We start from the raw sequence: 7,133 nt of genomic DNA on the forward strand, positions 1-7,133 counted from the left end.
AAGAGGCGATGTGAAATGGCAAAGATAGGTGAATTGGATTCGGCGAAAGTAACTGTACTTTTGGATGATTATGCGGGTTATGAGTCTCGTTTCCTTGCTCAACACGGCATTTCTATCCTCCTAGAGGCTGTCTATGAAGGAAAGCAATACAGGATTCTATTGGATGTGGGCCAAAGCGCTTATCCCATTTTACATAACATGGAGCTTATGGGCATTTCGCCGTCGTCCATTGACGCGATCGTGCTCTCTCATTGTCATTACGATCATACTGGTGGTCTTGTGGAGTTTTTGAAAGCTGCCGGCAAGAGGGATTTCCCCATCGTAGCCCACCCTGATATTTTCAGGGAGAACTATGCATTTAGGCCTATCATTCAAAATATAGGAGTGTCCCAGGACAATTCGCGCGAAGCTGTAGAAGAAGCAGGTGGAAGGATGTGCCTGGTGTGGGAACCGTTGGAGATCATGCCTGGCGTTATGGTAACCGGAGAGGTTCCCAGAAGAAGGGATTTTGAAAAACCAGGAATTGGGACGTGGAACGTAAAAGATGGCAAAGTTGCTCCTGATGAGATAGTCGATGATATATCTATAGTGGTAAAAGTGAAGGATAAAGGGATTTCCGTGCTCACAGGATGCTCCCATGCGGGAATCATAAACATAATAGATTGGGCAAAGGAGATTTCGGGTCATGACAGAGTGGATCTCGTAATAGGTGGATTCCACTTAATTAGAGCTTCTGCCCAGCGCATAGAGAAGACAGCGCAGGCTTTATTAGAGCTTGGCGTCAAGAAAGTTGTAGCTGGCCATTGTACTGGACTTTCAGCTCAGGCAGAAATGGCGCGAGTTTTAGGAGATAAATTCGTCCAGCTTGGTGCGGGAATATCGGTTGAGCTTTAGGGCGAATGATTAAGGCACAACGAGCGATCGGACTACCTCTAATGTTTCATTAATAGCTAATTTAAATAGATGTGTTTCTGTGCTGCCTGCGGCATGAGGCAGCACATTTTTATTTTTCTGGGTTCCCAACCGGCCAAGCTTAGCTCTCTTTTAGCAGTAATTTTGCAGCAGTTTTAAAATATTTTAGAATAATATCAATTTTGATTTTTGTATAGCACGTGAAAGCGGTCTGGGTTTATAATTATCTTGTTAAAGCGTCAGTAAGGAGGTGCTAAAGAGGAGTTATGTGAGAAACTGGTTTAAAAAATGACTTAGAAATGATTAGAGGGGAAAAGGGAGCCGTGTTGTTTTATGTGTGTGAAAACTAGAGGGGATTGCAGGAGGAAGGGGGAATAAAAGGTATGGCTTTTGAGATTAAGGTGCTGAAAGTTGATCTTGCGAGCAGTAAGACGGAAGTCGAAGTGTTGGGAGAGGACATCGTAAGGAATTGGATAGGGGGTAGAGGTGTAGCGGCCTATCTTATGCTAAGGGCAAAGGCTTCTAAAGCCGATCCTCTTGGACCTGAGAATCCTTTGATCTTCGCGGCGGGGCCCTTGAGCGGCACAAGTGCTCCGACAGGAGGTCGTTACAATGTAGTTACGAAGAGCCCAACAACAGGGTTTATAGCCTTCGCCAACTCTGGCGGCCATTTTGGGGCGGCCCTCAAGCATGCAGGGTGGGATGTCATTTACATTGAAGGTAAAGCTGAAAAGCCAGTTTATCTTCTGGTTCAGGACGACAAAGTAGAGATAAAGGATGCTTCTCACCTGTGGGGTAAAGTTGTAAGTGAAACCGAGGCAACCCTGAGGCAAGAGATTGGAAACGACAAAGCAAAAATTGCTTCTATAGGGCCGGCTGGTGAAAACCTTGTAAAGATTGCTGCAATCATGAACGACGGCCACAGGGCCGCAGGGCGCGGAGGTGTTGGTGCCGTTATGGGCAGCAAAAACCTCAAAGCCATAGCGGTCATCGGCTCCAAGGGAGCACCGCAGCCTGCGGACAGGGAAAAGTTCATGCAGGTTGTAAGAGATAAAGTTAACATCCTTCGCAATGACCCTGTTGCGGGAGGAGGGTTGCCCAAGTACGGCACCGCAGTATTGGTTAACATAATTAACGAAAATGGTTTGTATCCCCACAAGAACTTCCAGACAGGCGTTTACGACAAGGCGCCGGAGCAGAGCGGAGAGGCTTTGGAGGCCAAATATCTGGTAAAGAATCAACCTTGCTTTGCTTGCCCCATCGGGTGTGGTCGAGTCTCTAAATTGCCAGTTATGGAAAAAGAGTCGGAAGGGCCTGAATACGAGAGCATTTGGACCTTTGGCTCCAACATGGGCATCAATGATCTTGCATCCATAGTAACTGCAAATCACCTGTGCGATGAGTACGGACTAGATACTATATCTACTGGCTCAACCCTTGCTGCTGCCATGGAGCTTTACGAGAACGGCCTGATAAAGGATGAAGAATTTGAGCCTGGCCCGCCGTTTAGGTTTGGAAATACTGAGGTTCTTCACTATTACATAGACAAGATAGCGAAGAGAGAAGGTTTTGGTGATAAGCTTGCCGAAGGAAGTTACAGGCTGGCCGAATCTTACGGAAGGCCTGAGTTTTCCATGAGCGTAAAGAAACTGGAGCTTCCTGCGTATGACCCAAGGGTTGCACAAGGTTTGGGGCTCCATTACGCTACCTGCAATAGAGGAGGAGACCACGTAAAAGGATACATGATAAGTCCTGAGATCCTTGGATATCCCAAGAAGATGGATCCTCTGGATATAGGTGAGGAAAAGGTGGCCATGACCAAGTTGATCCAGGAAGCAACGGCTCTGGTGGATGCAGCTGGACTTTGCATATTCTCTTCCTTTGGCTTATGGGGGGACGATTACAGGGATCTTCTGAATGCTTTCTTTGGATGGGACCTGCCTACCGAGGAGTACATAAAAATAGGCGAACGTATATGGAATGCTGAAAGGATTTTCAACCTCGAAGCAGGCCTTAAAGCAGAAGATGATATTCTACCTTCAAGGTTGATAAACGATCCAATGCCCGAAGGGCCTCACAAAGGGCAAACATCCAAGGTCAAGGAAATGTTGCCTGTCTACTACAAATTGAGGGGATGGAACCCTGACGGAACCGTGCCGGAAGATAAGAAGCAACAGTTAGGCCTGTAGTTGCGGGGGAGAATATGCCTAGGGTCAAACTATTTGCCACGTTGGTGGAGATCGCAAATAAACGCGAAGTAGTGATAGAAGATGCAAAAACTGCCCGAGAGGTCCTTGACAAACTCAAGGGCCTCTACGGGCCCTCTTTTGAGAAGGAACTGGAGCACGGAATGATCTTCTTAGTCAACGGGAGAGACATAACTCACCTGCAGGGCCTGGATACCCCTGTAGGGAAGGACGACGTTATTTCCCTGTTTCCCCCAATAGGAGGCGGCTAAAGGTGGCTTATAGCTTCAACTTTTGGAACGCCAAAGTAATCATAGAACCTAAGGCAGACTTGAAATACCTTTTTCTGGAAATAACAGGAAGATGTAACTTGAATTGCCCTATGTGCTTTAAAAAGTCCTTCAGGGATCCAGAGGGGGATATGCCCTTTGAGCTGTATCAAAAGATCATGGATGACTGCAGCTTTTTCCCAAATCTGGAGCTAATTTACCTTGGGGGCATAGGGGAATCTACTTTTCACCCTAACTTCGATGCCATAGCAAAGGACGTGAAGGCCAGGGGGTATGCCCTTGGCCTTTCCACAAATGGGACTTTGTTGACAGATGAGAGGATAGGTTACCTTGTCGATATAGGCCTTGATGTTATTTATTTCTCAATGGATACCCTGCCTGGAAACCCTTCAAGTTTGGGGCATGCTTCTTCGGAAGGGGTTTTAGAGAGAATAAAAAAGCTTATAGAAGTTAAAAGGTTAAAACAGAAGGACGTCCCCTCCGTAGGTGTTGAGGTTGTAGTTACCAAGGAGAACTACAAGGTGCTTCCAGAAATGGTAAGGTTGTTTACAAGGCTTGGTGTCCAGTCAGTTGTCATCTCGAACCTTTTGCCGGTAGATGAAAAGCAAGTAAATTCCATACTGTATGATGAAAGCATTGACATGACTCAAATCGAAAACAGGATACATGCCCTTTCGGGTAGAGGCGTTGCCATAAAGCTTCCCGCCTTCAAGTTCAAGACGGAGCGTCGATGTGATTTTGATGAGAGCAGTTCGGCGGTTATAAGACATGATGGCAATGTGTCTCCGTGTTATAGGCTGCTCCATTCTTACGATGAATATATTTTCGGCAGAAAGAAAAGAGTGGAGGCTTATTCCTTTGGCAACGTGAAGGACCAATCTCTTTATGATATTTGGACGAGCAGGAAGTACACCCTTTTCAGATTCATCATGAAAAATTATGTGTATCCCTCGTGCACCGATTGTTCTTTGAGGGATGCCTGTGATTTTGTCCTTTCCACCGAGCAGGACTGTTGGGGCAATAGCCCAAGCTGCGCTGACTGCCTTTGGGCAAGGAACCTCATTTTGTGCCCAGTACCTAAAAAGCTATTCTCTCGTTATTTGTGATGTTTTTCCATCAGGCTATCAGAAATCGAAATAGAAGAGGTAGAACTGTCAATATACTTATGAGCCGGGTGGTGTGAAGGGCGCTGACCAAGAGAGGGTTAGCGCCAACTTCGTCTGCAATTATGCTCATCTGAGTAAGCCCTCCTGGAGAGGAGGCCAAAAGGCATGTGCTGTAATCCCAACCAGTTATCTTGTGGAGTATCCAGCTTAGAGCAAGGCCTGAAAATATCATTGCGACGGCTAGAATTAATATAGGCACAAAAATGCTTGATAAAAGTTGGATCGTCTGTCTTGTAACCTGCTGGGCTATAGCAAGGCCTACCCCTATGCGGGCCAGCGAGCGAGCTAAGGGGTGGACTTGAGGCAGGCAAGGATGCATTATACTCAAGACAGCTACAAATAGCATGGTTCCTAACAGGTCACCAGCAGGCAAACCCAAGGCTCTGCCAATGAAACCACCAGATATAGCTGTTAAAGACAGGATAAGGAAAGCTTTTAAACTGGGTTTTTCCAAAAGAACTTTACCATTTGGGTTAGAGGGGTTGGGCGCTTTTGGGTTAGCTATTGTGGCATTGTTCTTTTTGCTCATCCATTGAGCCAAAAAGGGCATGAGGACCAAAAATAATATGACCCTAAAAAGTTGGAGCAGTGTGATGGTTATGGTATCTGCGTTTAGGGAAAGCCCAAGAAGGGCCATCTCTGAAACTCCACCTGCGGTGGAGCCCAAAAGGGCGGTGGAAAGAGGCAAATCAGTCATGGAATAGAGCAAAAAACCCGTGCCTAAGGAAGCAGAAAGCATCCAAACAGCTACCACCAGGGCAGGGAGGGCAGCTTCCTTAAGCATGCTGATGGTCTTTCGGTCCATCATCATGCCGATGTAGCTTCCTATAACAAGTTTGCTGACAAATGTGACCTCTTGGCTGGGAAAAGAAAAATTTATTCCTGCTATACCCAAAGCAGAGGCTAAAAACAACGCGCCTAACAGATCAGGAGCGGGGAAGCGCAACCTTGTAAAAATTTTCCACCCAACAATACCTATTATGAAGAGGACAAAAAGTCCGACCAAAACTGACCACGCCCCCAGATTAGGCTTTCATGTGTGTACTTGTATTATGTCAATTCTACCATTGAATGATATCAGGCGCTTCTTTCAAATAGATGTTTTAGTGCGGTGGCAGAAGTATAGTAAAAATTTTGCCACGATACATCTAATAATAAACTATATAACGTAAAAAATTTAGTTTAAAATCTAAAAACAAAGATCCTTCAGAAAATTTCCAATAGGTAAAACCCTTTGACAAACACCAATAAAATAAGTAATATACTTGTTGTGAACAAAAAGTGTATATTGTAAAACATAGTTTATGTGGTGTAATTATGTGAACCAAAACTAGAAAAGAGTTTATCTTTAAAGAAGAGGTGGGAGTAATATGGCAAAGTACACGTCGCAGGAACTAATGGAAATGGAGCATAAGTATGGTGCTCACAACTATCACCCCTTGGAAGTGGTCATATCCAAGGCAGAGGGTATCTGGGTTGAGGATCCTGAGGGAAGGCGCTACATGGATATGCTTTCCGCATATTCAGCCGTGAACCAGGGGCACAGGCATCCAAGGATTATCAAGGCATTGAAGGAGCAGGCAGATATTTTGACCCTCACGTCTAGGGCCTTCTTCAACGATCGCTGGCCGTTGTTTGCCAAGAAGCTTGCGGAGCTCACTGGCAAGGATATGATCCTTCCTATGAACACCGGTGCAGAGGCCGTCGAGACTGCCATAAAGACCATGCGCAAATGGGGATACAGGGTCAAGGGTGTCGAGAAGGACAAGGCAGAGATAATCGTCTTCGAGCAGAACTTCCACGGCCGCACAACGACGATCATTTCATTCTCCGTAGACCCTGTTGCGAAAGATGATTACGGCCCTTACACTCCTGGTTTCGTCGTCGTTCCTTATGACGACCTTGAAGCAGTGGAAAAGGCAATTAACAAGAACACCGTTGGTATCTTAGTGGAGCCCATCCAGGGCGAGGCTGGCGTGGTAGTTCCCAGCGATGGATTCCTCAAGGGGCTTGAGAAACTTGCAAAGGAGAACAACGTCCTCCTTGCAGTTGATGAAATCCAGACTGGTTTCTGTCGTACCGGGAAGCTTTTTGCCTTCCAGCATGAGGATGTAGACCCCGATATCATAATCATGGGCAAAGCTTTGGGTGGCGGTGTAATGCCCGTATCTGCCGTAGCGGCCAACGAAGATGTGCTTGGCGTATTTGAGCCGGGTAGCCACGGTTCCACCTTCGGCGGCAATCCTCTTGCCTGCGCAGTTGCCATGACCGCCATAGATGTTCTTCTTGAGGAGAACATGGCCGAAAGGGCAAAGGAGATGGGCGAATACTTCATGGCTGGCCTAAAGGCCATAAACTCTCCCAAGATTAAGCAGGTCAGGGGTAAGGGGCTTTTGATCGGTGTGGTTCTCCATGAGTCCGCTGGCAAGGCCAGAAAGTACACCACGGCACTGAAGGAGAAGGGCATCTTGTGCAAAGAGACTCACGACTGGATAATCAGGTTTGCTCCACCCTTGGTCATCACCAAGGAGGAGATCGACCAGGCCCTGGAGATAATCAGAGAGGTTTTTGCCTAAGGT

Annotated in this window: 6 protein-coding genes; 5 read left to right on the top strand and 1 reads right to left on the bottom strand. The window is 46.5% G+C overall.

Going from position 1 to position 7,133, the window contains the following annotated elements:
• The 4 genes from H0Z23_RS08315 to H0Z23_RS08330 all read left to right on the top strand — a co-directional run.
• The coding region (locus H0Z23_RS08315; protein ID WP_296868980.1) for an MBL fold metallo-hydrolase at positions 1 to 894 on the top strand (894 nt) is incomplete at its 5' end.
• Positions 895 to 1,295: 401 nt separating this feature from the next.
• A complete protein-coding gene (locus H0Z23_RS08320) occupies positions 1,296 to 3,101 on the top strand; it encodes an aldehyde ferredoxin oxidoreductase family protein (protein WP_296868981.1) in 1,806 nt (601 codons plus the stop codon).
• A 14-nt stretch (positions 3,102 to 3,115) separates the two neighbouring features.
• Complete coding sequence (locus H0Z23_RS08325) at positions 3,116 to 3,370, top strand: MoaD family protein (RefSeq protein WP_296868982.1); 255 nt, start codon at positions 3,116 to 3,118, stop codon at positions 3,368 to 3,370.
• Positions 3,371 to 3,372: 2 nt separating this feature from the next.
• The gene (locus tag H0Z23_RS08330; RefSeq protein WP_296868983.1) at positions 3,373 to 4,494 is read left to right on the top strand and encodes a tungsten cofactor oxidoreductase radical SAM maturase; all 1,122 of its coding nucleotides are present in this window, start codon (positions 3,373 to 3,375) and stop codon (positions 4,492 to 4,494) included.
• A gap of 10 nt (positions 4,495 to 4,504) precedes the next feature.
• On the opposite strand, the gene H0Z23_RS08335 is transcribed toward H0Z23_RS08330, so the two are convergent.
• The gene (locus H0Z23_RS08335) at positions 4,505 to 5,560 is read right to left on the bottom strand and encodes an AbrB family transcriptional regulator (RefSeq protein WP_296868984.1); all 1,056 of its coding nucleotides are present in this window, start codon (positions 5,558 to 5,560) and stop codon (positions 4,505 to 4,507) included.
• 364 nt (positions 5,561 to 5,924) lie between these two features.
• Here H0Z23_RS08335 and rocD point away from each other — a divergent pair, with 364 nt between their 5' ends.
• Positions 5,925 to 7,130 (top strand): ornithine--oxo-acid transaminase, encoded by a 1,206-nt coding sequence (gene rocD, locus H0Z23_RS08340; RefSeq protein ID WP_296868985.1) that lies wholly within the window; start codon positions 5,925 to 5,927, stop codon positions 7,128 to 7,130.
• Positions 7,131 to 7,133 lie beyond the last annotated feature (3 nt).

The sequence above is a fragment of the Thermovirga sp. genome, from assembly GCF_017656375.1.
Taxonomy (GTDB): domain Bacteria; phylum Synergistota; class Synergistia; order Synergistales; family Thermovirgaceae; genus Thermovirga.